We start from the raw sequence: 26,405 nt of genomic DNA, 5'->3' as shown, positions 1-26,405 counted from the left end.
CCGAGGCCGTCTGAAAAGCTTATTACAAGCTGTTGACAAGGCCATTATGCAGGCATAAGATAAGCGCCAGACATCACGAGTTGGGAAACCATGCCAACCTGCCCATGCCGGCAAGGTGGAATGCACGCGCAGATGTGGCTCCGCAGGAGCAAACACGGCAAAACACCCTTCTTCCAACTGCTCTTGATGCAATGTGAAAGATAAGGGTGTTTTTTACTATCGGGCAGGCTTCCCATGCCCGACAACGCACACAACCGCAGGAAGAATATGAGCACCGCTTGCACCATTGAGAATATCGAATGTTTTACCCAAGTTGAAGCCCAAAGCGGCAGCATGGTGTTTGTGCTGCACGATGCGGCCGGTAAGGCGCACACTTTGGGCATGTTTCACCGCAGCGAGCAGCGTTGGTATGCCCCTTTGAGCTACCCCAACCGCACCGCTTCGCCGCTGGTGCCGGATGTGGATTTATCGGCATTGCGCACGATTTTGTTTTTAAACGGTGCCGCCGATATTGCCGCCTGCATCGCCGCGCTGCAAGCATTCGCATGCAAGCCCGGTGCGCAGCAGCGCCATGCCGCCTGAAGGTTTCAAACGGCATCGTATCATCTCCCACCACCGGCAAGGCCGTCTGAAACGCTTTATGCAAAGCTTCAGACGGCCTCTCTTTAGCCATCACACCTGCCTTCAGACATTATTGTTGCCCCGATTACACACATCAGCTTGTAATCCGCCGTAATCCGCGCCGAAAAAAAGTTTTGTATTGCCCCTCAAAGCCGCGGCCGAATATAATCACGGGTTTGCAGTAAAAATACCGATTTGTGCCGAATGCGCGCTTTTTTCAGACGGCCTCATCCCACCCGCTTTTATTCATTGGAGCATTGACCATGACCGCCAACGCTGCACCTTCAGCCAAGCCTTATCTGCAAATTCAGGGGCTGGTGAAAAAATTTGGTGACAATTATGCTGTCGACCATATCGACCTCGATATCGAGCAGCACGAAATCTTCGCCCTTTTGGGCAGCTCGGGCAGCGGCAAATCCACGCTGCTGCGCATGCTCGCCGGCATGGAAACGCCCAATCAGGGCAAAATCATTCTCGACGGCCAAGACATCACCGGCTTAGCGCCTTATGAGCGCCCCATCAATATGATGTTTCAAAGCTATGCATTGTTTCCGCACATGACGGTGGAGCAAAACATTGCCTTCGGCCTCAAACAAGACAAAATGGCCAAAGGCGAAATCAATGCGCGCGTGGAAGAAATGCTGCGCTTGGTGCAGATGAGCAAATTTGCCAAACGCAAGCCGCACCAGCTCTCCGGCGGCCAACAACAGCGCGTGGCGCTGGCGCGCAGCTTGGCCAAGCGCCCGAAAATTTTGTTGCTCGACGAGCCTTTGGGCGCGCTCGATAAAAAATTGCGCCAGCAAACCCAACTCGAATTGGTCAACACGCTCGAGCAAGTGGGCGTTACCTGCATTATGGTCACGCACGATCAGGAAGAAGCCATGACCATGGCCACCCGTGTGGCGATTATGTCGGAAGGCCAGTTGCAGCAAGTGGGCACGCCCAGCGATGTGTACGACTTCCCCAACAGCCGCTTTACCGCCGAATTTATCGGCGAAACCAATATTTTCGAAGGCACGGTGGTGGACGACCACGCCGATTATGCCATCATCCAATGCCCCGAATTGGATGTGCCGGTGCGCATCGATCACGGTTTGGGCGGCCCCACCGAGCAAAATTTATGGCTCAGCATCCGCCCGGAAGATATCGATTTATACAAAGAAAAACCCGAAAGCATGGGCGATTACAACTGGGCGCAAGGCACGGTGGAAGAAATCGCCTATTTGGGCAGCTTCGCGATTTATCACGTGAAGCTTGCCAACGGCCGCATTGTGAAAAGCCAAGTGCCTGCCCCTTATTGGTATGTGCGCAACATCACGCCGCCCACTTGGGAAGAAACCGTGTATATCAATTGGCCGGAAAACCAGCCCACCCCGCTGCTGCGCTAAGCCTTAGGAAGCCGCCATGACCTTAACCCAACTCAAACGCACGTTTTCCGCCAAGCCGCGCAAAGGGCTGGTGGTGGGCATACCTTATGCCTGGCTGCTGGTTTTGTTTCTGATTCCTTTTGTGATTGTGTTCAAAATCAGCTTTGCCGAGCAAGAGCTGGCTATTCCGCCCTACTCGCCGCTGTTTACCGCCGATACCGATATGGGGCGGCTGAACATCGCCCTGAGCTATCAGAATTATGCCGATATTTTCCAGAATTTCTGGTCCACACTCGGCCAAATGCTGAATCCGTTTGCCGAGGGGCGCGGCAACAATATTTATTTGCTCACCTATTGGCTCTCAATTAAAACCGCGCTCACCACCACGGTGATCTGCCTGCTGTTGGGCTATCCGATTGCCTATGCCATTTCGCGCGCCCACCCTTCCATCCGCAACGGCTTGCTGCTGGCGATTATGCTGCCTTTTTGGACCTCATTCCTGCTGCGCGTGTATGCCTGGATGGGCTTGCTCGGCCACAACGGCATCATCAATAATTTTCTGATGAAGTACGGCATCATCAACCAACCGCTGGATTTGTTTTACAACGCTTTTTCGCTGAATTTAGTGATGGTGTATGCCTATCTGCCCTTTATGATTCTGCCGCTCTACACCCAATTGGTGAAGCTCGATGGCCGCCTGCTCGAAGCAGCTTCCGATTTGGGCGCAGGCCCGATCAAAGCTTTTCTCACCATCACCCTGCCCTTATCGAAAACCGGCATTATCGCAGGCTCGATGCTCGTGTTTGTGCCGGCGGTGGGCGAATTTGTGATTCCCGAATTGGTGGGCGGCCCGGAAAACCTGATGATCGGCAAAGTGTTGTGGCAGGCATTCTTCGACCAAAACAACTGGCCGCTCGCTTCTGCCGTGGCTGTGATTATGGTGGCGCTTTTGGTGATTCCGATTGCCTTGTTCCACCGCTATGAAAACCGCGAAATCACCGAAGGGAGCCGCTAAATGTCGCAACACAAGCTTTCCTGGTTTCTCAAGCTGATGCTGTTTATCGGTCTGGCCTTTTTGTATATCCCCTTATTTGTGCTGGTGATTTATTCGTTTAACGAATCGAAGCTGGTGACGGTGTGGGGCGGCTTTTCCACCAAATGGTATGGCCAATTGCTGCAAAACAGCACCATACTCGAAGCGGCGTGGCTCTCGCTGCGCATCGCACTGGTATCGTCGTTTGCCGCCGTGGTGCTGGGCACGCTGGCAGGCTACGCGCTGGCGCGCATCAAGCGCTTTCGCGGCAGCACGCTTTTTGCTGGCATGGTGTCTGCGCCCATGGTGATGCCCGATGTGATCACCGGCCTTTCCATGCTATTGCTGATTATCCAGGTGCAGATGTTTTTGCAAAGCAGCGAGCTTTTGAGCTGGCTTTATTTCGACCGCGGCTTTTTCACCATTTTTCTCGGCCATACCACTTTATGCATGGCCTACATCACCGTGGTGATACGCTCGCGCCTGAGCGAGCTGGATCAATCGCTGGAAGAAGCAGCGATGGATTTGGGCGCTCGGCCGCTGAAAATCTTTTTCGTGATCACGCTGCCCCTGATTGCGCCGGCGATTGCTTCGGGCTTTTTGCTCGGCATCACCCTCTCGCTCGATGACTTGGTGATCACCTCATTCCTCTCCGGCCCCGGCTCATCCACGCTGCCGCAGGTGATTTTCTCGAAAATCAAGCTCGGCCTGGATCCGCAGATGAATGTGTTGGCCACAATTTTGATTGCCATTGTGGGCACCTTGGTGATCATCATCAATTACTACATGATGCGCCAAGCCACCCGCCGTGAGCGCGAAGCCGCCGAAGCCTACCGCCAGGAAAAGCTGGCGCTGGAAAATGCCGGTCAATCCTGATGGTTTATCCATAAAAAAGACTGTTTACAGCCATTCAAATAAACCATCATTGCACAGCACGCAAAGGCCGTCTGAAAACTTTTCAGACGGCCTTTGCACAAGCTAGCGTTTGATTTGAAGCAAAATCAGCCTGCATCTAAGCGCTAATAAGATTTTGGGCAAGCGCCCATGCAACAAGCGTATAATAAGGCCGTCTGAAAATCATTTGCCTTTTTATGCAAAATCCCTCTTTTCAAAACCGAATCGCTTCTTATTACCACAGCAGCATCAATTCCGGCGATGCCTATCCCAAGCTCAAAGGCCGTCTGAAAACCGACACCTGCATTATCGGCGGCGGCTTATCAGGCTTATGCACCGCCCTGCCGCTGGCCGAAGCCGGCCACGATGTTGCCCTGATTGAAGCGGCCCGCATCGGCTATGGCGCTTCCGGCCGCAGCGGCGGCCAGATTATCAGCGACTATGCCTGCGGCATTCCCGAAATCGAGCAGCAGCTGGGTGAAGTGCAGGCGCAATGGTTTTGGCAGCAATCGCTCGATGCGGTGGAATTGGTAGACGCACGCGTGCGTCAACACAATATCCAATGCGACTGGACACGCGGCTATGCCACCGTGGCCATCCGCCCCAAGCATTTCGATGCCTTGATGCAATGGCAGCAACACGCCCAACAGCGCTACGGTGCCCATCATTTCGAACTGTGGGACGCCAACCGCCTGCAACAACACCTTGCCAGCGAGCGCTACCGCGGTGCACTTTACGATCCATTATCCGGCCACCTGCATCCGCTCAACTACACGCTGGGCATCGCCCGCGCCGCTGCGGCTGCCGGCGCGCACATCTACGAGCAAACCCCGTTTGTGCGCCTCAGCCCCAAAGGCAGCGAAGGTTACATTGTGCACACACCCGAAGCGAGCATCGAATGCCGGCAAGTGGTGTTTGCCATCAACACCTTTGCCGGTCTCAACAACAGCCGTGCCGTGCGCCCGCTCACCCGCAAAGCCATGCCGGTGAGCACATTTATCATCGCCACCGAGCCCTTGGGCGAAGCGGCGCGCGATCTAATCCGCAACAATATGGCCGTGTGCGACAACCGCCACATTCTCGATTACTACCGCCTCAGCGCCGATGGCCGCCTGCTTTTCGGCGGCAAAGACAGCGAATGGATACACGACGCCCGCCGCATGGCCAAAGCCGTGCGCCGCGACATGCTCAAAGTGTTTCCGCAGCTCGAAAGCGCCCGCATCGAATATGCTTGGGGCGGCGATTGCGACATCACCCTCAACCTCGCGCCGCATTTCGGCCGCCTCAACAAACAGCTTTACTTTATGCAAGGCTATTCCGGCCACGGCATGGCGCTCACCGGCATAGCCGGGCTGGCCGCCGCCGAAGCCATTATGGGTGACGGCAACCGCCTGGCCCATTTCGAACACCTGCACCACCGCAACATCATCGGCGGACGCTACTTGCGCATTCCCGCCTCGATGATAGGCTCCACCTACTACCGCCTCAAAGACGCCCGCTGATGACCGATTATTCCGCCGAACTCGCCCGCATTTTGCCCGGCCAAACCCACACCATCGCACGCCACAACCTGCCCAACGGCCAAATCGTGTGGGTGCGCCAAACCGGCAAAACCATACCGCAATGGCGCTACAGCCTGCTCGGTTTTGTTGCCCGCCACCTGCGCCTGGGTGCCTTGCAGCCCGTGCCCAATGCCGGCGGCAGCGAAGCCATCGCCACCGAAGCCGCGCGCCTGCGGGCGCTGGCCGCGCACGATATCCGCGCCCCGCGCCTTTTGGCCGAATCGGCCGGCGGCCTGATGTTTACCCATATCGGCGAACACACCTTGCTGCACCACATCGAAAACAGCCCCGAGCGCCTCGACTACTGGCAGCAAGGCCTCGCCGCCATCGAGCGGGTGCACCGCAGCGGCCAATACCTGAGCCAAGCCTTTGCCCGCAACATCATCGTGTGCAACGACAGCCAAATCGGCTTTATCGACTTTGAAGACGATCCCGGCCGATACATGCCGCTTGAGCGCTGCCAAAGCCGCGATTATCTTTGCTATCTGCAATCTTCCGCCGTGTGGCTGCAAAAACACGGCCTGCTCGATCAAGCTGCCGCCATCTGGCGGCAACATGCCGCCGGCCTGCCCGCCGCCCTGCGCACGCCCATAGAAAGCGCCATCCGCCCGATTGGCTGGATGCGCCATCTGCAAGCCGGCTTTTGGGGCAACGACACCTTGCGCCTGGCCGCACTCGCCGCCTTATTCGAGCAGGAAAAATAGCGGCGCTATGCCGCACAAGCACGGTTAGCGAGAAACGGCGTTGGCGTGTGTTTGAAATATTCATGCCGTCTGAATCATCTGTTTCAGACGGCATTGTTTTGTTTTATACCCATTCAAAAAAAGTAAGCTTATACCCATTCTAAAAAAATAACCTTACCAAATAAAAGCAGTTTGACAGCACCATCCGCGTAGGTCGGATTCTTGAATCCGACGTTTGGCCAACGGCCAAAGCAATGTGCATGCCTTGCTCTGCAAACAAGTGTCGGATTCGAGAATCCGACCTACAGGCTACGCGCTATCACGGCGTAGGTTGGGTTGCCAAACCCAACGTTTCAGACGGCCTGTGGGCTTGTTGGGTTTTCAACCCAAGCTACCCGTTGTGCCACTTTTTCGTGCATTCCACTATAGTACGGCAAGGCGAGACAACGAAGTTAGGTTATTTTTTTGAATGGGTATAAGCTTATTTTTTAGAAAGGGTAGCAGCCAACCTACGTCTGCTGTATCAGTGGCGCGGTGCAGCCAAAGCGCAATCAATAAAAACTTGAGGTCATTTAATGGATGGACATTTGCAAAAACAGCGGCATTTTTTATAAACAGATATTGATTCAAAATACAGGCCGTCTGAAAACTTTCAGACGGCCTGATATTATTTTTACCGTAGCTACGTACGCCGAGCGGAGAAACCATGTTGCACAGCAAGGCCGTCTGAAAAAACTTTCAGACGGCCTGTGGTTTTATTTCATATCGGCTTAACGGATATCGGCGTAGCGGGCGCGGAAGTTATCGGTGGGATAAAGATTGTAGGCAGCACCGTCGGTGTCGCCGATGTAGGCAAATTTCACGCTGTCGTCGCTTTTAGCAGGGCGGTGCGGCACGGCGCGGGGTTGCTCTTTGGTCACGGCAGACAAATCGCCGTGCGGCTGGTAGCCGTAAGGATAGCTGTCGGTGGGTGCGCCGCTGGCCATGGCAGAAGCAGCGATCAGGCTCATTACGGTGGCGAGTGCGAATTTTTTCATGATGTTTGTCCTTTTCAAAAAAGTGGTTGATGTGTTGTTGAATCGATGAGTGCATTGTAGGCGGCCGACCGGGTGAAATATAGCTACATTTTGTTGAAGCTTGGTTTCCTCATGGGAAATGTAATGGAATATGTGCATGTAAATTTATCATTTAAAGAAAGTTAACGGTTTGCAGGATTTTTTACACCACGCGCCGGGTATGCGACGGCTTTAGCGGTTAAGAAAAGTGAATGGCCGACTTTTTTCTTTACGTTTATTGGAAAAAGGCGATAACGGCAACGTGAAGATTTTGGTTTGAATGGAATTTTGATATACTGCGCGGTTGGATTTTTTATCGGATAATGTTTCAGACGGCCTCTGCAGATTGAGCGGCCGTCTGAAAAATGGAATGCTTATGTTGCTGGATTTAAATGCTTATTCTTGGCCGGTGTTCAAGAAAGAAATCAATAAGCTCGCTGTGCTGGCGCTGCCGATGCTGGTGGCGCAGGTGGCGCAGGTGGGCATCGGCTTTGTCGACACGGTGATGGCCGGCGGCGCGGGCAAAGATGATTTGGCGGCAGTGGCGCTGGGCAGCAGCGTGTTTGCCACGATTTACATTACCTTTATGGGGGTGATGACGGCGCTCAATCCGATGATTGCCCAACTTTTCGGCGCGGGCAAGGCCGATGAAGTGGGCGAAACGGGTCGGCAAGGGATTTGGTTCGGCGTGATGCTGGGCATTATCGGTATGCTGCTGATGTGGCTTTTGGTGTGGCCGTTTCAGGCTTGGCTGAGCTTGAGCGACAAGGTTGAAAATATGATGGCCTTGTATATGTTTTTCACCGGCCTGGCCATGCCGGCGGCGATGGTGCATCGCGCGCTGCATGCTTATGCTTCGAGCCTGAACCGGCCGCGGGTGATTATGATTGTGAGCTTTTTGGCATTTTTGCTGAATATTCCGCTCAATTATGCCTTTGTTTACGGCAAATTCGGCATGCCGGCGCTGGGTGGCGCGGGCTGCGGCGTGGCCACGGCGGTTGTGTTTTGGTTTAATGCGCTGGTGCTGTGGCTTTATGTGGCCAAGCAGCAGTATTTCCGCAAATTCAAGCTGATGGATAAATTCAGCAAGCCCGACGGCCGCGCATTCAAGCAAATTTGGAAGCTGGGCATGCCGATTGGTTTGTCGTTTTTCTTAGAAGTGAGCCTGTTTTCGTGCATCGTGTTTTTGGTGGCGCGCTTGGGCGAGGATTATGTGGCGGCGCAGCAAGTGGTGATCAGCCTCACCGGTGTGATTTATATGATTCCGCAAAGCGTGGGCGCGGCAGGCACGGTGCGGGTGGGCTATTCGCTCGGCCGCGGCGAATATGTGCGCGCGCGTTATGTGGCCGGGGTGTCGCTGGTGTTGGGACTGGTGCTGGCGGTGCTCACGGCCTTGCTGTTGGTGTTGTTCCGCCACCCGCTGGCAGGCATGTATACGGATGACGCGGGCGTGTTGGCGATTGCGGCCACGGTGCTTTTGTTTGCGGCGGTGTTTCAATTGGCCGATGCCACTCAATGTGTGGCTTCTTATGCGCTGCGCGGCTATAAAATCACCCGCGTGCCGATGCTGATTCATGCGGTGGCGTTTTGGGGCTTCGGCCTGCTGCCGGGCTATTGGCTCGCTTATGGGCGCGATATGGGCATTTACGGCTTTTGGATGGCGTTGGTGCTCTCGCTCACGGTGGCGGCGGTGTGGCTGGTGTGGTATTTGGAAATCAGCAGCCGCGCAATGGCTTCGCGAAAAAGGATGTTGTGATGCAGCTTGAAGAATATGTGGATTTAACCGCGCTCAACACATTCGGCTTGCGCGCCCGCGCCCGCTATTTCGCGGCGCTGGCCGATGCGGCTGATTTGCCGGCGCTGGTGCAGCGGCCCGAATTCGACCGCCGCACGGTGCTGTGGCTGGGCGGCGGCAGCAATGTATTGTTGATGCAGGATTATCCCGCGCTTGTGGTGCACATGGAAAACAAAGGCGTGCGCGAAACGCACCGTTCAGACGGCCTTGTGTATATCGAAGCGCAAGCCGGTGAAGTTTGGCATGATTTTGTGTTGCACACGCTGGATATGGGCTTGTGCGGGTTGGAAAATCTGAGCCTGATTCCGGGCACGGTGGGCGCGGCACCGGTGCAGAATATCGGCGCCTACGGCGTGGAAGTGAAAGACCTTATCCATTCGGTGCGCTGCTTTGATTTGGACACGCTCGATTTTGTGGTGTTGGGCAATGCCGATTGCCGCTTTGCTTATCGCGACAGCTTGTTTAAACACTCAGGCAAAGGGCGCTATGTGATTTGCGCGGTGACTTTTGCGCTGAAAACGCATTTCAGCGCCAATGCGCGCTATGGCGATTTGGCGGCGGTGCTGGCTGAGCGCTGCGCGGGCAGAGCAGCCACGGCCAAAGATGTGTCGGCCGCCGTGTGTGCCATCCGCTCGGAAAAGCTGCCCGACCCGGCTTTGCTCGGCAATGTGGGCAGCTTTTTCAAAAATCCGATTGTGAGCGCGGCGCAAGCAGCGGCGTTGCAGGCACAATATCCGGACATGCCGCATTATCCGCAGGCCGACGGCACGGTGAAGCTGGCGGCGGGCTGGCTGATCGACCAATGCCGTCTGAAAGGTTTTCAAATCGGCGGCGCAGCGGTGCATGAGCGCCAGGCGCTGGTGTTGGTAAACAAAGCGCAGGCCGCCGCGGCAGATGTGCGCGCGCTGGCCGATCATGTGCGTGAGCGTGTAGAGGCGCGCTTTGGCGTGATTTTGTTTGCCGAGCCCGATTGGTTGCCGCCCTCTTTTGGTATATGATAGCGAATCCGGCTTCGGTTGACAGTTAACCATGTAGGCATTTTCTGCCCAAAATAAACGATGCCCATAAAATGCCGATGCCCGGTTTAAAAAACAAAAAGCCTGCAAATTATGCTGTAAGGTTTGTTCGAAGGCTTTGAATACACCGTTTGCAAAGAAATCGCTTGAAAGCCGAATGCGGCGGCATGGTGCGCCCACTTTTTAAACAAAGCCGCCATTGCTTGAGGAGAAATATACATGACCAAAGATACACGGCCCAACACCTATAGCCGTATTGTCGAAGCCAGCCTGATGCTGTTTAACGAAGAGGGCGAGCGCAATATCAGCACCAACCACATCGCCGCGCATTTGGGCATCAGCCCGGGCAATCTTTATTATCATTTTCGCAATAAAGATGAAATCATCGTGCAGCTTTTCAAACGCTACAGTGAAGATTTGCTGCACTATCTGCGCCGGGTGGTGCTGCCCAAAAATGTGTGCGATGCCATCCGCTATATGGCCGGCATTTATGATGTGATGTGGCGCTACCGCTTTTTATTCAGCGATGTCAACGCTTTGCTGGCCCGCAGCGCCGAGCTTCTGGGCGAACACAATAATTTTACCCATGCCAAAGTGTCGCCGCTGCTGGTGGAATTGCTCACGCAGCTCAATAAAGAGGGCATTATCCGCGCCGATGCCACCGCCATGAACGATTTGGCGCTCAATATCTGGATGATCACCAAATATTGGTTCGATTTCGACGGCTCGCTGCGCGGCCGGGCGAAGCTGACGGAAGATTCCAAAGTGCGCGGCGTGCAGCGCACCCTCAGCCTGCTGCGCCCTTATCTGATAGAAAACCAAGTGGGCGAATTCGACCAAACGCTCGCCGCATTGAGCCTGACTTCCGATTGCATGACGCAAAACGAAATGAGTTGAGCAGGCTCCTATACACGCCACAGAAAAAGCCTATTCCTGCTTTTTTCTGTGGCTTTTTTGTGGCCGTCTGAAAGCAAAATGATTGAATAAGCAATTGAAAATAAGCAGAATAATAAATTATACCGTTCATATATTTGATAATGAAAATCAGTAAATATCTGAATTCAATAAAATTTTTAGACTATTTGCGTGTAATGAATTACAATTTATTACAAAAAGGTGTCGTGAAGCAATATATAAATGATTTCGACGGGCCTAGCCCGCATGCACACACCGGCACCCCCCCCAAAGGCCGTCTGAAAAGCGGCGGCAGGCAAGCAGGAACATTACCATGAATCTAAACAGACGGCAGTTTTTCAAAGTCACCGCTGCGGGTGCCGGCGCATCCGGCTTGGCGGTAATGGGCATGATGCCCACCAACGCCTGGGCCGAAGTGCGCCAATACAAATTATTGCGCGCCTCGGAAACCCGCAACAACTGCACCTATTGCTCGGTGGGCTGCGGCACCATTCTTTATAGTTTGGGCGACGGCTCCAAAAATGCCAAAAAATCCATCTTCCACATCGAGGGCGACCCCGATCATCCGGTGAGCCGCGGCTCTTTGTGCCCAAAAGGCGCTTCGCTGCTGGATTTTATCCACAGTAAAAACCGCCTGCATTTTCCCGAAGTGCGCGAGCCGGGCAGCAATGAATGGAAGCGCATTTCCTGGCACGAAGCACTCAGCCGCATCGCCCGCCACATCAAAACCGACCGCGATGCCAACCTGATTGTGCAAAATGAAAACGGCGTGCCGGTGCACCGCCTGCCCACCTTGGGCATGCTCACTGCTTCCGCCTCATCGAATGAAACCGGTATTCTCACCCAAAAATGGATGCGCTCGCTCGGCATCGTGGCCACCGATGCGCAGGCGCGCGTGTGCCACGGCCCCACCGTGTCGGCACTGGCCTCCACCTTCGGCCGCGGCGCGATGACCAACACCTTTGTCGACATCCAACATGCCGACATGATTATGGTGATGGGCGGCAACGCTGCCGAAGCGCACCCGGTGGGCTTTAAATGGGTGATTGAAGCGAAAAAGAAAAAAGGCACCAAATTATATGTGGTCGACCCGCGTTTCAACCGCACCGCCGCCGTGGCCGATTTTTATGCCCCTTTGCGTTCGGGCAGCGACATCGCCTTTTTGGGCGCGCTGATCAATTGGCTGATTGAAAACGACAAAATCCAGTGGGAATATGTCAAAGCCTACACCAACGCCAGCTTTATCGTGGCCGAAGGTTTTGATTTTGACGAGGGCATGTTCAGCGGCTACGACGACGGCAAAAAACAATACAACAGCGACAGCTGGTTTTACGAGCTGGATACTAACGGCTACGCCAAAACCGACCCCACCTTGCAACACCCGCGCAGCGTTTGGCAGCTGCTCAAGCAGCATTATTCGCGTTACACGCTGGATATGATGAGCACGCTGTGCGGCACCAGCAAAGAAGATTTCCTCACCATCGCCAAAGCCTGGGGCGAAACCGCCGTGCCCAACAAAACCGGCACTATTCTTTATGCCTTGGGCTGGACCCAGCACACCACCGGCACGCAAATGATCCGCACCATGGCAATGGTGCAGCTTCTGCTCGGCAATATCGGCATGTCCGGCGGCGGCGTGAACGCTTTGCGCGGCCACTCCAATATTCAGGGCTTGTCGGATTTGGGCTTGCTCTCCACCATGCTGCCGGCTTATTTGGTGCTGCCCAACGAATTCCGCCACCCCACTTTTGCCGATTATCTGGAAAAGCAAACCCCCAAAGCCTTGCAGCCGGGGCAGCTCAATTATTGGAGCAACACGCCCGCCTTTTTTGTCAGCTTTCTGAAATGGATGTATGGCGAAAACGCCACCAAAGAAAACAATTGGGGCTACGATTGGCTGCCCAAATGGGACAAGATGTATGACGTGCTGCAAATGACCGAGCTGATGCATCAGGGCAAGGTAAACGGCTTGCTGGTGCAAGGCTTTAATGCGCAAGGCTCATTCCCCGATGCCAACCGCGTAACCGAGGCTTTTTCCAAGCTGAAATTTATGGTGGTGATGGATCCGCTCGACACCGAAACCGCCACTTTCTGGCAAAACCACGGCGATGCCCACGATGTGGACACAGCCAGTATCCAAACCGAAGTGTTCCGCCTGCCCACGCCTTGTTTTGCCGAAGAGGCCGGCTCGATTGTGAATTCTTCGCGCTGGCTGCAATGGCACCACCCCGGTGCCAAACCGCCCAGCGAAGCGCTGCCCGATTTGGAAATTTTGGGCGAATTGCACATGCTCTTGAAAGAGATGTATGAAAAAGAGGGCGGCACTGCACCAGAGCCGATTACCAAGCTGCACTGGCGCTATGAAAACCCCTACGGCCCCACGCCGGAAGAAATGGCGAGAGAATCCAACGGCTACGCGTTGGCCGACATTAAAGACGCCGATGGCAATATTGTGCGCAAAAAAGGCGAGCTGCTCGACGGCTTTGCCCAACTGCGCGACGACGGCAGCACCGAATGCGCCACTTGGATTTTTTTCCGGCTCGTGGACGCAGCAGGGCAACCAGATGGATCGGCGCGACAACACCGACAGCGGCTTGGGCAACACACCCAAATGGGCATGGGCATGGCCGGCCAACCGCCGCATTCTCTACAACCGTGCCTCGTGCGACCCCAGCGGCAAGCCGTGGGATCCCAACCGCGTGCTGATTCATTGGGACGGTAAAAAATGGGTTGGTGCCGATGTGCCCGACTTCAAGGCCGATGCCGCCCCCGATTCGGGTATGAACCCGTTTATCATGAACGAAGAAGGCGTAGGCCGCCTGTTTTGCGCGCGCAAATTGGTAGACGGCCCCTTCCCCGAGCATTACGAGCCGCTCGAATCGCCCATCGGCACCAACCCGCTGCACCCGAAAGTGGTGCAATCGCCCGCCATGCGCCTGTTTGACAGCGTGAAAGAGCGCATCGGCACACACGAAGAATTTCCGCATGTGGGCACCACTTACCGGCTCACCGAGCATTTCCAATTTTGGACTAAATCGGTGAAATTGCTGATGATTGCGCAGCCGCAGCAATTTATCGAAATCGGCGAAGAGCTGGCCAAAGAAAAAGGCATAGCAAAAGGCGATTGGGTGAAAGTGAGCTCCAAGCGCGGCTGGATTAAGGCTAAGGCCGTGGTCACCAAGCGCATGATGCCTTTGCAGATTAACGGCAAAACCGTGCATCAAATCGGCATTCCGCTGCATGGCGGTTGGGTAAACGTATCCGGTGAGAAGCAGTTTATTGTGAACACGCTCACCCCGTTTGTGGGCGACTGCAACACCCAAACGCCGGAATACAAAACCTTTTTGGTCAACATCGAGAAAGCATAAGGAGCGCACACATGGCATTGCAATCATTAGACATCAAACGCCGCTCCGCCACCGCCGGCATCACCCCGCCGCCGGGCGTGCGCCAGCCGATGGAAGTGGCCAAGCTGATCGATGTCACCACCTGCATCGGCTGCAAAGCCTGCCAGGTGGCTTGCTCGGAATGGAACGACATCCGCGACGAAATCGGCACCAACCACGGCGTGTACGACAACCCGATGGACATGACGTCCAAAAGCTGGACGGTGATGCGCTTTAGCGAAGTGGAAGAAAACGGCAAGCTCGAATGGCTGATCCGCAAAGACGGCTGCATGCACTGCGCCGACCCGGGCTGCCTGAAAGCCTGCCCCTCGCCCGGCGCAATTATCCAATATCACAACGGCATCGTGGATTTTCATGAAGAAAACTGCATCGGCTGCGGCTATTGCATTTCCGGCTGCCCGTTCAACGTGCCGCGCATCGACAAAAAAGACCATCGCGCCTATAAATGCACGCTGTGCTCCGACCGCGTGGCGGTTGGCCAAGAGCCGGCCTGTGTGAAAACCTGCCCCACCGGCGCCATTCAGTTCGGCACCAAGGAAGACATGAAGCAGGTGGCGGCCGAGCGCATTGTCGATTTGAACCAGCGCGGTTATGAAAAAGCCGGCCTTTACGACCCCGAAGGCGTGGGCGGCACCCATGTGATGTATGTGCTGCACCATGCCGACAAGCCAGGGCTCTATCACGGCTTGCCGGAAAACCCCAGCATCAGCCCCACGGTGAAGCTGTGGAAAGGCTTTTTGAAGCCGTTGGCCACCATCGGCATTGCCGCGGCCACGCTCACCGGCTTCTTCCATTACATCACCGTAGGCCCCAGCACGGCCGAACCGGAAGAAGATGAGCCTGAAGTAATCGGTTTGGACGGCAAAAACCTGAAGGGTGAGGAGGACGCATAATGAAAGAAAAACTGATTCAGCGCTATAAGCGCAGCGAGCGCATCAACCACTGGATTGTGGCGGTGTGTTTTATGTTGCTGGCCATTTCCGGCCTGGCGTTTTTCTATCCGGCCTTTTTCTGGCTCACCGGCGTGTTTGGCACGCCGCAGCTGGCGCGCATCATCCATCCCTTTGTGGGCGTGGTGATGTTTATCGGCTTTACGGTGCAGTTTTTCCGCTATTGGAAATACAATTTCATCGATAAAGAAGACATCAAATGGATGAAATCGGTGAAAACCGTGCTCAAAGGCCACGAAACCGGCGATATAGGCAAGTATAATGGCGGCCAAAAAGGCATGTTTTGGCTGATGACCGCCTGCATGGCGGTGCTGCTGTGCACCGGCTTTATCGCTTGGCGGCCTTATTTTGCCGAGATGTTCCCGATTCCCGTAATCCGCCTGGCCTTGCTGTTTCACGCTTGGGCCGCGCTGATTCTGATTGCCGGCATCATCGTGCATGTGTATGCGGCGTTTTGGGTGAAAGGCACCATCCGCGCCATGGTGGAAGGTGTGGTCACGCAAAACTGGGCGAAAAAACACCACCCGCGCTGGTATCGCGAAATGATGGCGAAAAATGCCGAAGCCGAACGTGAAAAAGGCAATAAATCATCGTGATGTGCGAGCGCAGGCAATAATGATATGAGGCCGTCTGAAACCTTTCAGACGGCCTTTGGGTTGCTTTTTTTCCAGGTGTTTTTCCCGACCAGCCCATCGCTTGATTTCTATAGATTAGGCCGTCTGAAACGTTGGGTTTGACAACCCAGCCTACCTCGTTGTGGTGCGTCGTTTTGTATCACTTTTTCTTGCATTCACCTATAAAATACCGGCAAAACCGCCGGTAGGGCTAGCGGAGTGTAAGCATGCGCATGCACCTGAGCTTATCATCTAAAACGCGGATAAGCAGTAATTTAACAATTTAACTATTTGTTTGATTTTGCATTATCTTATTTTAAGCATGGCCGTTTCAGGCCGTCTGAATACAAACGTTTCATGAACACAGAAATCTTCACTCCGCACCATCTGCACCGTATCAATGGCGGCGGCATTCGCGAAGCCGACGATATGCTGGCCGAAGAAGCGCCGGTGGCGCTGGTGTATAACGGCATCGCCCATGTGGTGCTGATGGCCACACCCGCCGATTTACCTGAGCTGGCATTGGGCTTCAGCCTGAGCGAAGGCATTTTGCAGCAAGCACGCGAAGCTTACGATATCGAAGTGCAACAAGGCTGCAACGGCATCGAAGTGCATTTGGAAATTGCTTCCGAGCGCTTTCAAGCTTTGAAAGCGCGCCGCCGCAGCATGAGCGGGCGCAGCGGCTGCGGGCTGTGCGGCATCGACAGCCTCGCCGCCGTGCAAACCGCTTTGCCCAAGGTGATGCGCGGCAGCGTTATTCAGGCAGCCGATATTCAAACGGCTCTAGCCGATCTGCACAAGCACCAGCATTTGCGCAGCCAAACCGGCGCCGCACACGGCGCGGCTTGGGTGGAGCAAGGCATTATCCGCCATGCGTTTGAAGACATCGGCCGCCACAATGCGCTCGACAAGCTGCTGGGCTTCGGTGCGCGCGGGCAAATCGATTGGCAGCAAGGCTTTGTGTTAATTTCCAGCCGCGCCAGCTATGAAATGGTGGCCAAAGCGGCCATGCTCGGCATCGGTTGCGTGGTGGCCGTGTCTGCGCCCACTGCACTGGCCGTGCGCATGGCCGAAGCGGCCGGCATCACCTTGGCGGGTTTTGCCCGGCCGCAGCAATTCGGCGTGTATAGCCATCCGCAGTTTATTGCTGCATAGTTTTTAATTTAAAGTAAAGCTTAAAGCGGTTGGATTGCTTGGCTGCCTATTGAATTGGGCCGTATAAGGACAACCCGCTCAGCGTGCCCACAATTTTGCTTGCTTGTTTGAATAGGTTTCAGACGGCCTCAAGCCCCGTTTTATTCACAGAAAGAAATCATGACCACTCCCATCAAACCGATTGAAAAAGGCCTGTTTCACACCCCGTTTTGGCTGGCGCCCGCTGCCGATGTGTTTGCACAGCGCAGCGTGCGCTTTCAAGAATTGGCCGAAGCCGAGGGCAGCCAATGGCGCGACTATCTCGCTTTGTTGGGCAAGCTCGCGGCGGCGCAGCAGGCCGTAGCAGCCAAACATGCGTTTGCCCTCCCGCCCACGCATCAGGGGCGCACCGTGCTGCCGGAAGCCGCATTGGGCGATGTGCCCGTCGATTTTTACCCGGTGTTGACCGACTTATTGGCCGAAATCGGCACACAGGCGCCCGCAAACGTGCAGGCTGAATTAAACACGCTGGCCGCCTTGCCGCGCGAAGCCGCCGAAGCGCTGGCCTCGCGCGTGCTCACCGGCAACAGCGCGCCTGAAGAGCAAACGGCCGTGGTGTGGGTGCAGGCAGCGCTGCAAATTATCTGGACGGCATGGGCGGCGCAGCTGATTGAAGACGCGGTGCCGCCGGTGCAAGAGCGCACACATTGCCCTTGCTGCGGCACCGAAGCCGTAGGCAGCGTGGTGCTGGCCAAAGGCGACACCGCCGGTTTCCGCTATATGCATTGCCCGCATTGCAACAGCCGCTGGAATGTCTTACGCGCCAAATGCCCCACTTGCGGCGACAGCAGCGGCGTGGGCATACAAGAGCTGGAAACCGATGCCAGCCCCGCCCAAACCGCGCCTTTGCTGGCTGCCAAAGCCGAAAGCTGCGAAGTGTGCCGCAGCTACCGCAAGCTCTACCGCCTCGATAAGCAGCAATATGCCGACCCCGTGGCCGATGATTTGGCCTCATTGGCGCTGGATATTTTGGTGGGTGAAGCAGGCTATGCGCGCGCGGGGCATAATCCGTTTTTGCTGCTGACAGAATAAACAAACGATGCACTGCAAACCAAGGCCGTCTGAAAGCTTTTCTTTTCAGACGGCCTTGGCTTTTATAAGTCGAGCGGCCTTGGCTTGCGGCGCAATGTTGGTTAAGCTGTCATCATCAGGCCGCGCCCTGCCGGCAGTCAAACCCGTTGAACGATATAGTGGAATGTAAGAAAAAGTGATACAAAACTACGCACTATAATGGAGTAAGTTGGCTTGTCAAACCCAACGTTTCAGACGGCCTGTGGGCTTGTTGGGTTTTCAACCCAACCTACCTGTTGTGTCACTTTTTTATGCATTCCACTCTAAGTAAAAAAGGAGAACATCATGGACATCACCCAAACCCGTAACACCCCCGCCGAGCGCATCAGCAAGAAAACCTATTTCCGCGAGCTGAAACATTTGCAGGCCGAATTGGTGGCCTTGCAGCGCTGGGTGGTGGAAAAAGGCATGAAAGTCTGCATTATTTTCGAAGGCCGCGACGGCGCAGGCAAAGGCGGCGTGATCAAAGCCATCACCGAGCGCACCAATCCGCGCATATTCCGAGTGGAAGCGCTGCCGGCACCCACCGAGCGTGAAAAAAGCCAGCTTTATCTGCAACGTTATTTCTCAAAGCTGCCCGCCGCCGGCGAAATCGTAATTTTCGACCGCAGCTGGTATAACCGCGCCGGCGTGGAGCGGGTGATGGGTTTTTGCACCGAAGAAGAGGCGAAAAAATTTTTAGACACGGTGCCGTTTTTGGAAAAAGCCTTGGTGGAAAACGACATTATCTTGTTGAAATACTGGTTGGAAGTGGACATGGAAGAGCAGGAGCGCCGCCTCAAAGGGCGCATCAGCGACGGGCGCAAAGTGTGGAAGCTCTCGCCGATGGATTTGGAATCTTACCACCGCTGGTATGATTACTCACGCGCCCGCGATGCCATGCTGCAAGCATCCGACACGGCTTGGGCGCCTTGGTTTGTGGTGGATTCCAACGACAAGAAAAAAGCACGCCTCAATATCATCGCCCATTTGCTTTCCTATATTCCCTACGAGCATCTGGCGCTGCCCAAAGTGGATTTCCCGGCGCGGCAAAAGCCAAACGGCTACACCGTGCCGCGCCGCGTTTATCATTATGTGGAAGACCGTTACGGCAAAGCAGATTGATGTTTCAGCAATGAATAAGGCATATTGATGCTTAAACACGGGGCCGTCTGAAACCTTTCAGACGGCCCCGTGTTTAATACCCATTCAAAATAAGCTTACAGGGCGGCACAACACAGTAAGGTCATTTTTTTGAACGGGTATAACCATTTAATTCAATACGCAGCGCCCTATTCTTTACATAATTTCAATCTCTGCTAAATCATACCTAAATCTGGCCGCCTACAATGCAAGGCATCAGGCAGCGCCTCACCAAGCTGCTCCGACCGCAACCCAAACCTGGAGACACACCATGAAAACCCGCAACCACACCGTTACCGCCATCATCGCCGCTTTCGTATTGGCCGCCACAGGCGGTGCCGCCCTTGCCGCCACCGGCAGCGATACATCCTCGGAAGCCGGCCGCGCCGCCCTTGCCGTGGCACAAGCCAAAATCTCACCGGCGCAAGCCATTGCCGCAGCCGAAGCCAAAGCAGGCGGCAAAGCCACCGGCATAGATTTGAAACACAAAAACGGAGCGACTTACTATAAAGTGGAAACCCGCCAAGGCAACCAAGAGCACAAATTGGAAATCGACGCACAAAGCGGCCAAGTGTTAAACAGCAAAACCAAAACCGAAAAAGATGCGCCGCCCCAAGCCAAGATTTCCTTGCAGCAAGCCATCGCTGCGGCCGAAGCCAAAGTGGGCGGCAAAGCCATCGAAGCCGATTTAGAGCATGAAAAAGGCAGCGTTGTTTACGATGTCGAGGTATTGGCAGCCAACGGCACCAAACACGATGTCAAAGTCAACGCCGACAACGGCCAGGTGATTTCCTCAAAAGTCGATCACCCCGATTGATACACACCGCACCGCCAGCCCATCCGGCTGGCGGTTTGGCGGCAGAGCAGGCATACTGGGCTTGATGCAGCAAAAGTGCACTTTGCTGCCGGCATTTTTTTGCCTGCCCCTTTGCCGATTATTGCGATTATTGATTGAAAGCACCTTTGCCTGCAAAGCTTTCAGACGGCCTCTGATACAGGATTTCCCCATGCGCGTATTACTGGTAGAAGACGACAACATGATAGGCGAAGCCCTTGCCGCCGGCCTGAAAGATGCCCGCTATGCGGCAGATTGGGTGAAAAACGGCCGCACCGCGCTCGATGCCTTGGCCGCACAGGCTTACGATTTGGTGCTGCTGGATTTGGGCTTGCCGCAAAAAGACGGCTTGGCCGTGTTGGCCGAAATCCGCAACAGCGGCAAGCCTGTGCCGGTGTTGATTGTCACCGCCCGCGACGATATCCACAGCCGCCTGAGCGGCCTCGACGGCGGCGCAGACGACTACATCATCAAGCCTTTCGACATGGCCGAATTATTGGCGCGCATGCGTGCGGTTTTGCGCCGCCACAACCATTGCGCCTCACCGCTGCTCGACAACGGCATCTTGTCGCTCGATCCCGCAAACTACACCGTTTTTCGCTACGCCCACAACGAAACCCTGATTTTATCCGGCCGTGAATTTTCCATTCTGCAAGCGCTGATGCTGCGTCCGGGCATTATTTTGTCGCGCGCCGAGCTGGAAGACAAAGTGTATGGCTGGGGTGAAGAAGTGGAAAGCAGCGCCATTGATTATCTGATTCATTCCTTGCGCAAAAAGCTCGGTGCCGACAGCATCAAAAACATTCGCGGCGTCGGCTGGATGGTGCCCAAAGCCGGTGAAAGCACACCATGAGCCGCCCCGCCGCTTCCATGCAATTAAACCTGTCGCTGTGGCTGAGCGCCGCCGTGCTGCTGGCAGCGGCTGCGGCCGGCATTTTGTCGTTTATCTCGATGTATCGCGAAGCCAACGACCTGCAAGACCAAATGCTGCAACAAACCGCCGCGCTCATCAACCCTGCCGCCCTGCCGCCGCGCGCCGACAACACCGACAGCGATGTGCGCATCCACATTCAGCCGCTCGAGAGCAGCGCCCCACAGCACTATGCCCTGCCCGCCCGCCTCTCAGACGGCCTGCACACCATCAGCCACGATGGCGACCGCTATCGGGTTTATGTTAAAACCTACCCGCAAGGGCAGCGGCTCGCCTTCATACAGGAAACCGAATTTCGCGATGAAGCCGCATACAACAGCGCCTGGCATGCTGTGGCACCATTATTGCTACTGCTTCCCGTGCTGACCCTGCTGAGCATCTTCACCATACGCCACATGCTCAGGCCGATGCGGCAATTATCCGAAACGCTGGAGCACCGCCCCAGCAGCGACCTCACGCCCTTGCCCGAAGCCCGGCTGCCGCGTGAAGTGTATGGCTTTGTTACCGCCATCAACCGCCTGCTCGGCCGCATCAACGAACACATGCAGCAGCAGCAGCGCTTTATCGCCGATGCCGCTCATGAGCTGCGCTCACCGCTCACCGCCCTATCGCTGCAAGCCGAGCGGCTGGCGCAAACCGACATGCCGGCCGCAGCCGCCGAGCGCCTGCATATTCTCAGCCAAGGCATTTTGCGCAGCCGCAAGCTGTTGGCGCAATTATTGGCGCTGGCCAAAGTGCAAAATCCCAGCGGGCAAGATAAGCAAACCCTTTCGCTGCACACCCTTTACCGACACACCATTCAAGATTTACTGCCCTTGGCCGAAGCCAAAAACATCGACTTAGGCATCGACGGCAGCCAAGATATTGTTTTGCACGCCCATGAGGCAGACATCCAATTATTGGTCAACACGCTGACCGACAACGCCATTCAATACACCCCGCCCGGCGGCCGCATCGATTTGCGTGCTGCACAGCAGGCCGGCAGCATCACGATTGAAATCGAAGACAACGGCCCGGGCATTCCCGCCGCCGAGCGCGCGCGCGTGTTCGACCCGTTTTACCGCATTTTGGGCAACGAAAGCGAAGGCACCGGCTTAGGGCTGTCTATCGCCAAAACCATCGTTGAGCGCAACCACGGCCACATCAGCCTGAATGATGCCGATGCTTTCGAACACGGCCTGAAAGTGACAGCCACTTTTCCGGCCCCGCCGGACAATGAAACGCATTCAAAAAAACAACCCGTTTGAGAATCTGCCCATAAAACCACAGGCCGTCTGAAAGCTTTCAGACGGCCTGTGGCGTGTTTGATACAAAACGTTTACATCAAACCTTTTTATACCAATTCAAAAAAGTAAGCTAACAAGGCGGCGAGCCGCAGACAGTACAACTAGTACGGCAAGGCGAGACAACGAAGTTAGGTTATTTTTTTGGATTGGTATTATAGTGGAATGCATAAAAAAAGTGATGCGTCGGGTAGGTTGGGTTGCAAACCCAACAAATCCAAAGGCCGTCTGAAACCTTGGGTTTATCAACCCACCCTACGCTGTTGCTGCCCATAAAACCGCAGGCCGTCTGAAAGCTTTCAGACGGCCTGCGGTGTGTTTGATGCAAAACGTTTACATCAAACCTTATTCCTTTATTTACTGCGCTTTGGCCACACGGCGCCAATGGTGCAGCAGCGGCTCGGTGTAGCCGCTGGGCTGCGTGGTGCCTTTAAACACCAAGTCGCAAGCCGCCAAAAATGCAGGCGAAGTGTCGAAGCGGCCGACCATGGGCGTGTAGAACGGGTCGCCGGCATTTTGGCCGTCCACCACCGCGGCCATGCGCGCCAGCGTTTCGCGCACCTGCGCTTCGCTCACCACGCCGTGCAGCAGCCAGTTGGCAATGTGTTGGCTGGAAATGCGCAAGGTGGCGCGGTCTTCCATCAAGCCCACATTGTGGATGTCGGGCACTTTCGAGCAACCCACGCCCTGCTCGATCCAGCGCACCACATAGCCCAAAATGCCTTGGCAATTGTTGTCGAGCTCTTGCTGAATCTCTTCTGCCGACCAATTGCGCGCCGCATCCACCGGAATGGTGAGTAAATCATCCAGATAAGCTTTCGGCTCTTGCGCAAGCAATTCTTTTTGCACATCAAACACATTCACCTGATGATAATGCAGCGCATGCAGCGTGGCGCCGGTGGGCGAGGGCACCCAAGCGGTGGTGGCGCCCGATTTGGGGTGGCCGATTTTTTGCTTGAGCATTTCGGCCATCAAATCGGGCATGGCCCACATGCCTTTGCCGATTTGCGCTTTGCCCGGCAGGCCGCATTGCAGGCCGACCTGCACATTGTTCAATTCATAAGCCTGAATCCATTTGCTCGCTTTCATGTCGCCCTTGCGCACCATCGCGCCGGCCAGCATGGAAGTGTGCATTTCATCTCCGGTGCGGTCGAGAAAGCCGGTGTTGATAAACACCACACGCTCGCGCGCTTCGTAAATGCAGGCGGCCAAATTCACCGAAGTGCGGCGCTCTTCATCCATAATGCCCATTTTGAGGGTGTTTTCCGGCAGCTTGGCCAGCGTTTCAATCGCGGCAAACAAATTATTGGCAAAGCGCACTTCTTCGGGGCCGTGCATTTTCGGCTTCACGATATACACCGAGCCTGAGCGGCTGTTGGTGTTTTCGCTGCGGTTGAGGTCGAATGGCGCAATCAGCGCGGTCATCACGCCGTCGAGTATGCCCTCGGGAATTTCATTGCCGTGTTTGTCGAGCACCGCCGGCGTGGTCATCAAATGGCCGACATTGCGGATAAACAGCAGCGAGCGGCCGGGCAGCTTGAATGTGCCGCTGCCGTCGGGTGTGGTGTATTCGCGGTCGGGATTGAGCGTGCGGGTGAAGGTTTGGCCGCCTTTGTGCACTTCTTCCACCAGCGTGCCGTTCATCAAACCGAGCCAGTTGGCATACACCAGCGCTTTGTCTTCGCCATCCACCGCCGTTACCGAATCTTCGCAATCCATAATGGTGGAGAGCGCGGCTTCGAGAATGACATCTTTCACACCTGCCGGATCTTGCGCGCCGATAGGGCTACTTTTGTCGATTAAAATATCGATGTGCAGGCCGTTGTGCAAAAACAATAACGATGTGGGCGCATCGGCGCTGCCGTTGTAGCCCGCGAATAATTCGGGCGCAGCCAAGCCGCTTTCGCTGCCGTCGTTCAATTTGGCATTCAGACGGCCTGCTTTCACCTGATAAGCCACCACGTCTTTATGGCTGCCGGCCGCCAAGGGAATGCTGCTGTCGAGCACATCGCGGGCAAACGCAATCACCGCATCGCCGCGCACCGGATTATAGCCCTTGCCCAGCGCCAAATCGCCGCTTTGATCGATGGCATCGGTGCCGTAGAGCGCGTCATACAGGCTGCCCCAGCGCGCATTGGCGGCATTTAAGGCATAGCGGGCATTGTTAATCGGCACCACCAGCTGCGGCCCCGCCTGCTCGGCCAATTCGCGGTCGACATTTTCCGTGGCGATTTTAAAATCCAACGGCGTGTCGACCAGATATTCCTGCTCGTTCAAAAAAGTTTTATAAGCCGCCAAATCGGCCACCGGGCCCGGATTGTTGCGGTGCCATTGGTCGATCTGCAGCTGGATGCGGTCGCGCTTTTCGAGCAAATCGCGGTTGAGCGGCGCAAATTTATGCACCAAATCGGAAAAGCCTTGCCAAAATGCCACGGCTTCTACGGCCGGATGCTTGGCTAACACTTCTTTTTCGATAAATTGATACAGATTTTTGTCTACCTGCAAATCGGCGGCGGGGATATAGCTATATGCCATTTGAATTCTCCTAATGTTCTTTTTCTGATGTGGGCTTATCCATCAAAGCTTATCGGCAAAATACCACTAATCTGAAGAATAATCCATAGCTTGCCCGCTTCTGTAGTGGAGTGAAAGCTCTTGTTTCAGACGGCCTTTTCAAAGGTTCAGGCCGTCTGAAAGCCATATGGTTCAGACGGCCTTTTGATTTGCGCCTTACTGCATCTGCTCATCCAAATATTCAATCCAATGCATCACCGGCGTAGCCGTGCCGCCCGCCAGATGGCCGATGCAGCCGATATTGGCCGATAAAACCACATCGGGTTTGAGCGCGTTTAAGCGGCTTAATTTGTTGTCGCGCAATTGTTGCGACAATTCGGGTTGGAAAAAAGAATAAGTGCCGGCCGAGCCGCAGCACAAATGCGCGTCTTGCGGCAGCAGCACAGTAATGCCCAATTCGGCAAACAGGCTTTCCACGCTGCCTTTGAGCTTTTGGCCGTGTTGCAGCGTGCAGGGCGGGTGGTAGGCGATGGTGTGCGCGGGCAGATTTGCCGGCAGCTTGGCTTGGATATTTTCGGTTTCGGCGGCCAATATTTCCACAATATCTTTGGCCGCGGCGCTGATGGCTGCGGCTTTTTCGGCATATTGTGCATCGTGTTGCAGATGATAGCCGTATTCTTTCACCGTTGCGCCGCAGCCTGAGGCGTTGATTAACAAGGCTTCTGCGCCCTGCTCCAGCAACGGCCACCAAGCATCGATGTTGCGGCGCATGTCGTTGAGGCTTTGGGCTTCGGCGCCCATGTGCAGATTAATCGCGCCGCAGCAGCCTGCGTTTTGCGGGCGCTGCAATTGGATGCCGAGCTTATCGAGCACGCGCAAGGTGGCGGCGTTGATATTGGGCGACATGCCCGGCTGCACGCAGCCTTCGAGCATAATCATTTTGCGCGGCCGGGCGTTTTGCGGAATGATGCCGGCGGCTTTTTCGGCCATCACTTTGCCGCGCAGCTTTTGCGGCAGCCACGGCCGCAGGGTTTGCGCCACGCGGTAAGTGCTTTCAAACGCAGTTCGGTTGAGCATCAGCCTGCGCAAGGCTTCGCGCCGGGCTTTTTCCGGCAGCGGGCGGCCGATCTGCTTTTCCACTTCGCTGCGGCCGATGTCGAGCAAATGGCCGTATTCCACGCCCGAAGGGCAGGTGGTTTCACAATTGCGGCAGGTGAGGCAGCGGTCGAGGTGGGTTTGAATCTGCACCGTGGCGCTCATGCCTTCGAGCACTTGCTTGATTTGATAGATGCGCCCGCGCGGGCCGTCGAGCTCGTCGCCGGTGAGCTGGTAGGTAGGGCATGTGGCGTTGCAAAAGCCGCAATGCACGCAGGTTTGCAGAATTTTGTCGGCAATTTTACCGCGCGGCGTGTGTTTGATGAAATCAGCCAGATGGGTTTGCATGGTGGTTGTTTCCGTTTTTTTGTTTTCAGACGGCCTGAGCATGTTTCAAACAACCATTCTGAAGGCCGTCTGAAAGCTTTTATACCAATCCAAAAAAATA

The 26,405-nt window shown here is 55.2% G+C and carries 20 protein-coding genes, 1 pseudogene and 1 riboswitch; of the genes and pseudogenes, 18 read left to right on the top strand and 3 right to left on the bottom strand.

The window, feature by feature from the left end:
* Nucleotides 1–65: 65 nt before the first annotated feature.
* Nucleotides 66–166, top strand: a riboswitch (SAM-I-IV-variant riboswitch).
* 101 nt (nucleotides 167–267) lie between these two features.
* The 6 genes from LVJ78_RS03985 (at nucleotide 268) to LVJ78_RS03960 (ending at nucleotide 6,181) form a co-directional block, all read left to right on the top strand.
* Nucleotides 268–582 carry a hypothetical protein gene (locus tag LVJ78_RS03985; RefSeq protein ID WP_132953650.1) on the top strand — a complete coding sequence of 105 codons (315 nt, stop codon included), beginning with the start codon at nucleotides 268–270 and terminating at the stop codon, nucleotides 580–582.
* Nucleotides 583–884: 302 nt separating this feature from the next.
* Nucleotides 885–2,009: an ABC transporter ATP-binding protein gene (locus LVJ78_RS03980; RefSeq protein WP_132953649.1), complete on the top strand. Its 1,125-nt coding sequence runs from the start codon at nucleotides 885–887 to the stop codon at nucleotides 2,007–2,009.
* Nucleotides 2,010–2,025: 16 nt separating this feature from the next.
* Entirely contained in the window at nucleotides 2,026–3,003 is a 978-nt protein-coding gene (locus LVJ78_RS03975; protein ID WP_132953648.1) for an ABC transporter permease subunit, read from the top strand.
* Entirely contained in the window at nucleotides 3,004–3,897 is an 894-nt protein-coding gene (locus LVJ78_RS03970; protein WP_132953647.1) for an ABC transporter permease subunit, read from the top strand. It abuts the gene before it with no gap.
* A gap of 215 nt (nucleotides 3,898–4,112) precedes the next feature.
* Entirely contained in the window at nucleotides 4,113–5,417 is a 1,305-nt protein-coding gene (locus LVJ78_RS03965) for an NAD(P)/FAD-dependent oxidoreductase (RefSeq protein WP_132953646.1), read from the top strand.
* Nucleotides 5,417–6,181, top strand: coding sequence for a BUD32 family EKC/KEOPS complex subunit (locus tag LVJ78_RS03960; protein WP_132953645.1), 765 nt, complete (start codon nucleotides 5,417–5,419; stop codon nucleotides 6,179–6,181). Before LVJ78_RS03965 ends, LVJ78_RS03960 begins: the two co-directional genes overlap by 1 nt.
* A 749-nt stretch (nucleotides 6,182–6,930) precedes the next feature.
* Here LVJ78_RS03960 and LVJ78_RS03955 read toward each other — a convergent pair.
* On the bottom strand, nucleotides 6,931–7,197 hold the full coding sequence (locus tag LVJ78_RS03955; RefSeq protein WP_132953644.1) for a hypothetical protein: 267 nt from the start codon (nucleotides 7,195–7,197) through the stop codon (nucleotides 6,931–6,933).
* 394 nt (nucleotides 7,198–7,591) lie between these two features.
* On the opposite strand from LVJ78_RS03955, the gene LVJ78_RS03950 reads away from it, so the two are divergent.
* From LVJ78_RS03950 to LVJ78_RS03895, 12 genes and pseudogenes are all read left to right on the top strand, one after another.
* Nucleotides 7,592–8,971 carry an MATE family efflux transporter gene (locus tag LVJ78_RS03950; protein ID WP_132953643.1) on the top strand — a complete coding sequence of 460 codons (1,380 nt, stop codon included), beginning with the start codon at nucleotides 7,592–7,594 and terminating at the stop codon, nucleotides 8,969–8,971.
* Nucleotides 8,971–10,008: a UDP-N-acetylmuramate dehydrogenase gene (gene murB / locus LVJ78_RS03945; RefSeq protein ID WP_132953642.1), complete on the top strand. Its 1,038-nt coding sequence runs from the start codon at nucleotides 8,971–8,973 to the stop codon at nucleotides 10,006–10,008. Before LVJ78_RS03950 ends, murB begins: the two co-directional genes overlap by 1 nt.
* Nucleotides 10,009–10,245: 237 nt before the next feature.
* Nucleotides 10,246–10,923 (top strand): TetR/AcrR family transcriptional regulator, encoded by a 678-nt coding sequence (locus tag LVJ78_RS03940; RefSeq protein ID WP_165870910.1) that lies wholly within the window; start codon nucleotides 10,246–10,248, stop codon nucleotides 10,921–10,923.
* A 331-nt stretch (nucleotides 10,924–11,254) separates the two neighbouring features.
* Nucleotides 11,255–14,309: pseudogene (gene fdnG / locus LVJ78_RS03935) on the top strand (formate dehydrogenase-N subunit alpha).
* An 11-nt stretch (nucleotides 14,310–14,320) separates the two neighbouring features.
* Nucleotides 14,321–15,241, top strand: a complete 921-nt coding sequence (fdxH, locus tag LVJ78_RS03930) for a formate dehydrogenase subunit beta (RefSeq protein ID WP_165870909.1) — start codon at nucleotides 14,321–14,323, stop codon at nucleotides 15,239–15,241.
* Nucleotides 15,241–15,894: a formate dehydrogenase subunit gamma gene (locus tag LVJ78_RS03925; protein WP_243650337.1), complete on the top strand. Its 654-nt coding sequence runs from the start codon at nucleotides 15,241–15,243 to the stop codon at nucleotides 15,892–15,894. Before fdxH ends, LVJ78_RS03925 begins: the two co-directional genes overlap by 1 nt.
* Nucleotides 15,895–16,269: 375 nt before the next feature.
* On the top strand, nucleotides 16,270–17,067 hold the full coding sequence (gene fdhD, locus LVJ78_RS03920; RefSeq protein WP_132953639.1) for a formate dehydrogenase accessory sulfurtransferase FdhD: 798 nt from the start codon (nucleotides 16,270–16,272) through the stop codon (nucleotides 17,065–17,067).
* Between the two features lie 159 nt (nucleotides 17,068–17,226).
* Nucleotides 17,227–18,138 (top strand): formate dehydrogenase accessory protein FdhE, encoded by a 912-nt coding sequence (fdhE, locus tag LVJ78_RS03915; RefSeq protein WP_132953638.1) that lies wholly within the window; start codon nucleotides 17,227–17,229, stop codon nucleotides 18,136–18,138.
* 324 nt (nucleotides 18,139–18,462) lie between these two features.
* Nucleotides 18,463–19,281 carry a polyphosphate kinase 2 gene (gene ppk2, locus LVJ78_RS03910; RefSeq protein ID WP_132953637.1) on the top strand — a complete coding sequence of 273 codons (819 nt, stop codon included), beginning with the start codon at nucleotides 18,463–18,465 and terminating at the stop codon, nucleotides 19,279–19,281.
* Nucleotides 19,282–19,570: 289 nt separating this feature from the next.
* Entirely contained in the window at nucleotides 19,571–20,116 is a 546-nt protein-coding gene (locus tag LVJ78_RS03905) for a PepSY domain-containing protein (RefSeq protein ID WP_132953636.1), read from the top strand.
* Between the two features lie 190 nt (nucleotides 20,117–20,306).
* Nucleotides 20,307–20,987, top strand: a complete 681-nt coding sequence (locus LVJ78_RS03900) for a response regulator transcription factor (RefSeq protein WP_132953635.1) — start codon at nucleotides 20,307–20,309, stop codon at nucleotides 20,985–20,987.
* On the top strand, nucleotides 20,984–22,312 hold the full coding sequence (locus LVJ78_RS03895; RefSeq protein WP_243650336.1) for a sensor histidine kinase: 1,329 nt from the start codon (nucleotides 20,984–20,986) through the stop codon (nucleotides 22,310–22,312). Before LVJ78_RS03900 ends, LVJ78_RS03895 begins: the two co-directional genes overlap by 4 nt.
* Before the next feature lie 393 nt (nucleotides 22,313–22,705).
* On the opposite strand, the gene LVJ78_RS03890 is transcribed toward LVJ78_RS03895, so the two are convergent.
* Together LVJ78_RS03890 and glcF are read right to left on the bottom strand one after the other, a co-directional pair.
* Nucleotides 22,706–24,883, bottom strand: a complete 2,178-nt coding sequence (locus tag LVJ78_RS03890) for a malate synthase G (protein ID WP_132953634.1) — start codon at nucleotides 24,881–24,883, stop codon at nucleotides 22,706–22,708.
* A 195-nt stretch (nucleotides 24,884–25,078) separates the two neighbouring features.
* Nucleotides 25,079–26,305, bottom strand: coding sequence for a glycolate oxidase subunit GlcF (glcF, locus tag LVJ78_RS03885; protein WP_132953633.1), 1,227 nt, complete (start codon nucleotides 26,303–26,305; stop codon nucleotides 25,079–25,081).
* Between the last annotated feature and the right edge of the window lie 100 nt (nucleotides 26,306–26,405).

This window comes from Uruburuella suis (assembly GCF_022870845.1).
In the GTDB taxonomy this organism is placed as follows: domain Bacteria; phylum Pseudomonadota; class Gammaproteobacteria; order Burkholderiales; family Neisseriaceae; genus Neisseria; species Neisseria suis.
Note: the sequence above shows the minus strand (reverse complement) of the source record. Positions and strands in the feature narration are given on the sequence as shown.

Coding starts and splice junctions, on each gene's coding strand:
- LVJ78_RS03985 (WP_132953650.1), top strand. CDS start 268: ATGAGCACCGCTTGCACCATTGAGAATATCGAATGTTTTACCCAAGTT.
- LVJ78_RS03980 (WP_132953649.1), top strand. CDS start 885: ATGACCGCCAACGCTGCACCTTCAGCCAAGCCTTATCTGCAAATTCAG.
- LVJ78_RS03975 (WP_132953648.1), top strand. CDS start 2,026: ATGACCTTAACCCAACTCAAACGCACGTTTTCCGCCAAGCCGCGCAAA.
- LVJ78_RS03970 (WP_132953647.1), top strand. CDS start 3,004: ATGTCGCAACACAAGCTTTCCTGGTTTCTCAAGCTGATGCTGTTTATC.
- LVJ78_RS03965 (WP_132953646.1), top strand. CDS start 4,113: ATGCAAAATCCCTCTTTTCAAAACCGAATCGCTTCTTATTACCACAGC.
- LVJ78_RS03960 (WP_132953645.1), top strand. CDS start 5,417: ATGACCGATTATTCCGCCGAACTCGCCCGCATTTTGCCCGGCCAAACC.
- LVJ78_RS03955 (WP_132953644.1), bottom strand. CDS start 7,197: ATGAAAAAATTCGCACTCGCCACCGTAATGAGCCTGATCGCTGCTTCT.
- LVJ78_RS03950 (WP_132953643.1), top strand. CDS start 7,592: ATGTTGCTGGATTTAAATGCTTATTCTTGGCCGGTGTTCAAGAAAGAA.
- murB (WP_132953642.1), top strand. CDS start 8,971: ATGCAGCTTGAAGAATATGTGGATTTAACCGCGCTCAACACATTCGGC.
- LVJ78_RS03940 (WP_165870910.1), top strand. CDS start 10,246: ATGACCAAAGATACACGGCCCAACACCTATAGCCGTATTGTCGAAGCC.
- fdxH (WP_165870909.1), top strand. CDS start 14,321: ATGGCATTGCAATCATTAGACATCAAACGCCGCTCCGCCACCGCCGGC.
- LVJ78_RS03925 (WP_243650337.1), top strand. CDS start 15,241: ATGAAAGAAAAACTGATTCAGCGCTATAAGCGCAGCGAGCGCATCAAC.
- fdhD (WP_132953639.1), top strand. CDS start 16,270: ATGAACACAGAAATCTTCACTCCGCACCATCTGCACCGTATCAATGGC.
- fdhE (WP_132953638.1), top strand. CDS start 17,227: ATGACCACTCCCATCAAACCGATTGAAAAAGGCCTGTTTCACACCCCG.
- ppk2 (WP_132953637.1), top strand. CDS start 18,463: ATGGACATCACCCAAACCCGTAACACCCCCGCCGAGCGCATCAGCAAG.
- LVJ78_RS03905 (WP_132953636.1), top strand. CDS start 19,571: ATGAAAACCCGCAACCACACCGTTACCGCCATCATCGCCGCTTTCGTA.
- LVJ78_RS03900 (WP_132953635.1), top strand. CDS start 20,307: ATGCGCGTATTACTGGTAGAAGACGACAACATGATAGGCGAAGCCCTT.
- LVJ78_RS03895 (WP_243650336.1), top strand. CDS start 20,984: ATGAGCCGCCCCGCCGCTTCCATGCAATTAAACCTGTCGCTGTGGCTG.
- LVJ78_RS03890 (WP_132953634.1), bottom strand. CDS start 24,883: ATGGCATATAGCTATATCCCCGCCGCCGATTTGCAGGTAGACAAAAAT.
- glcF (WP_132953633.1), bottom strand. CDS start 26,305: ATGCAAACCCATCTGGCTGATTTCATCAAACACACGCCGCGCGGTAAA.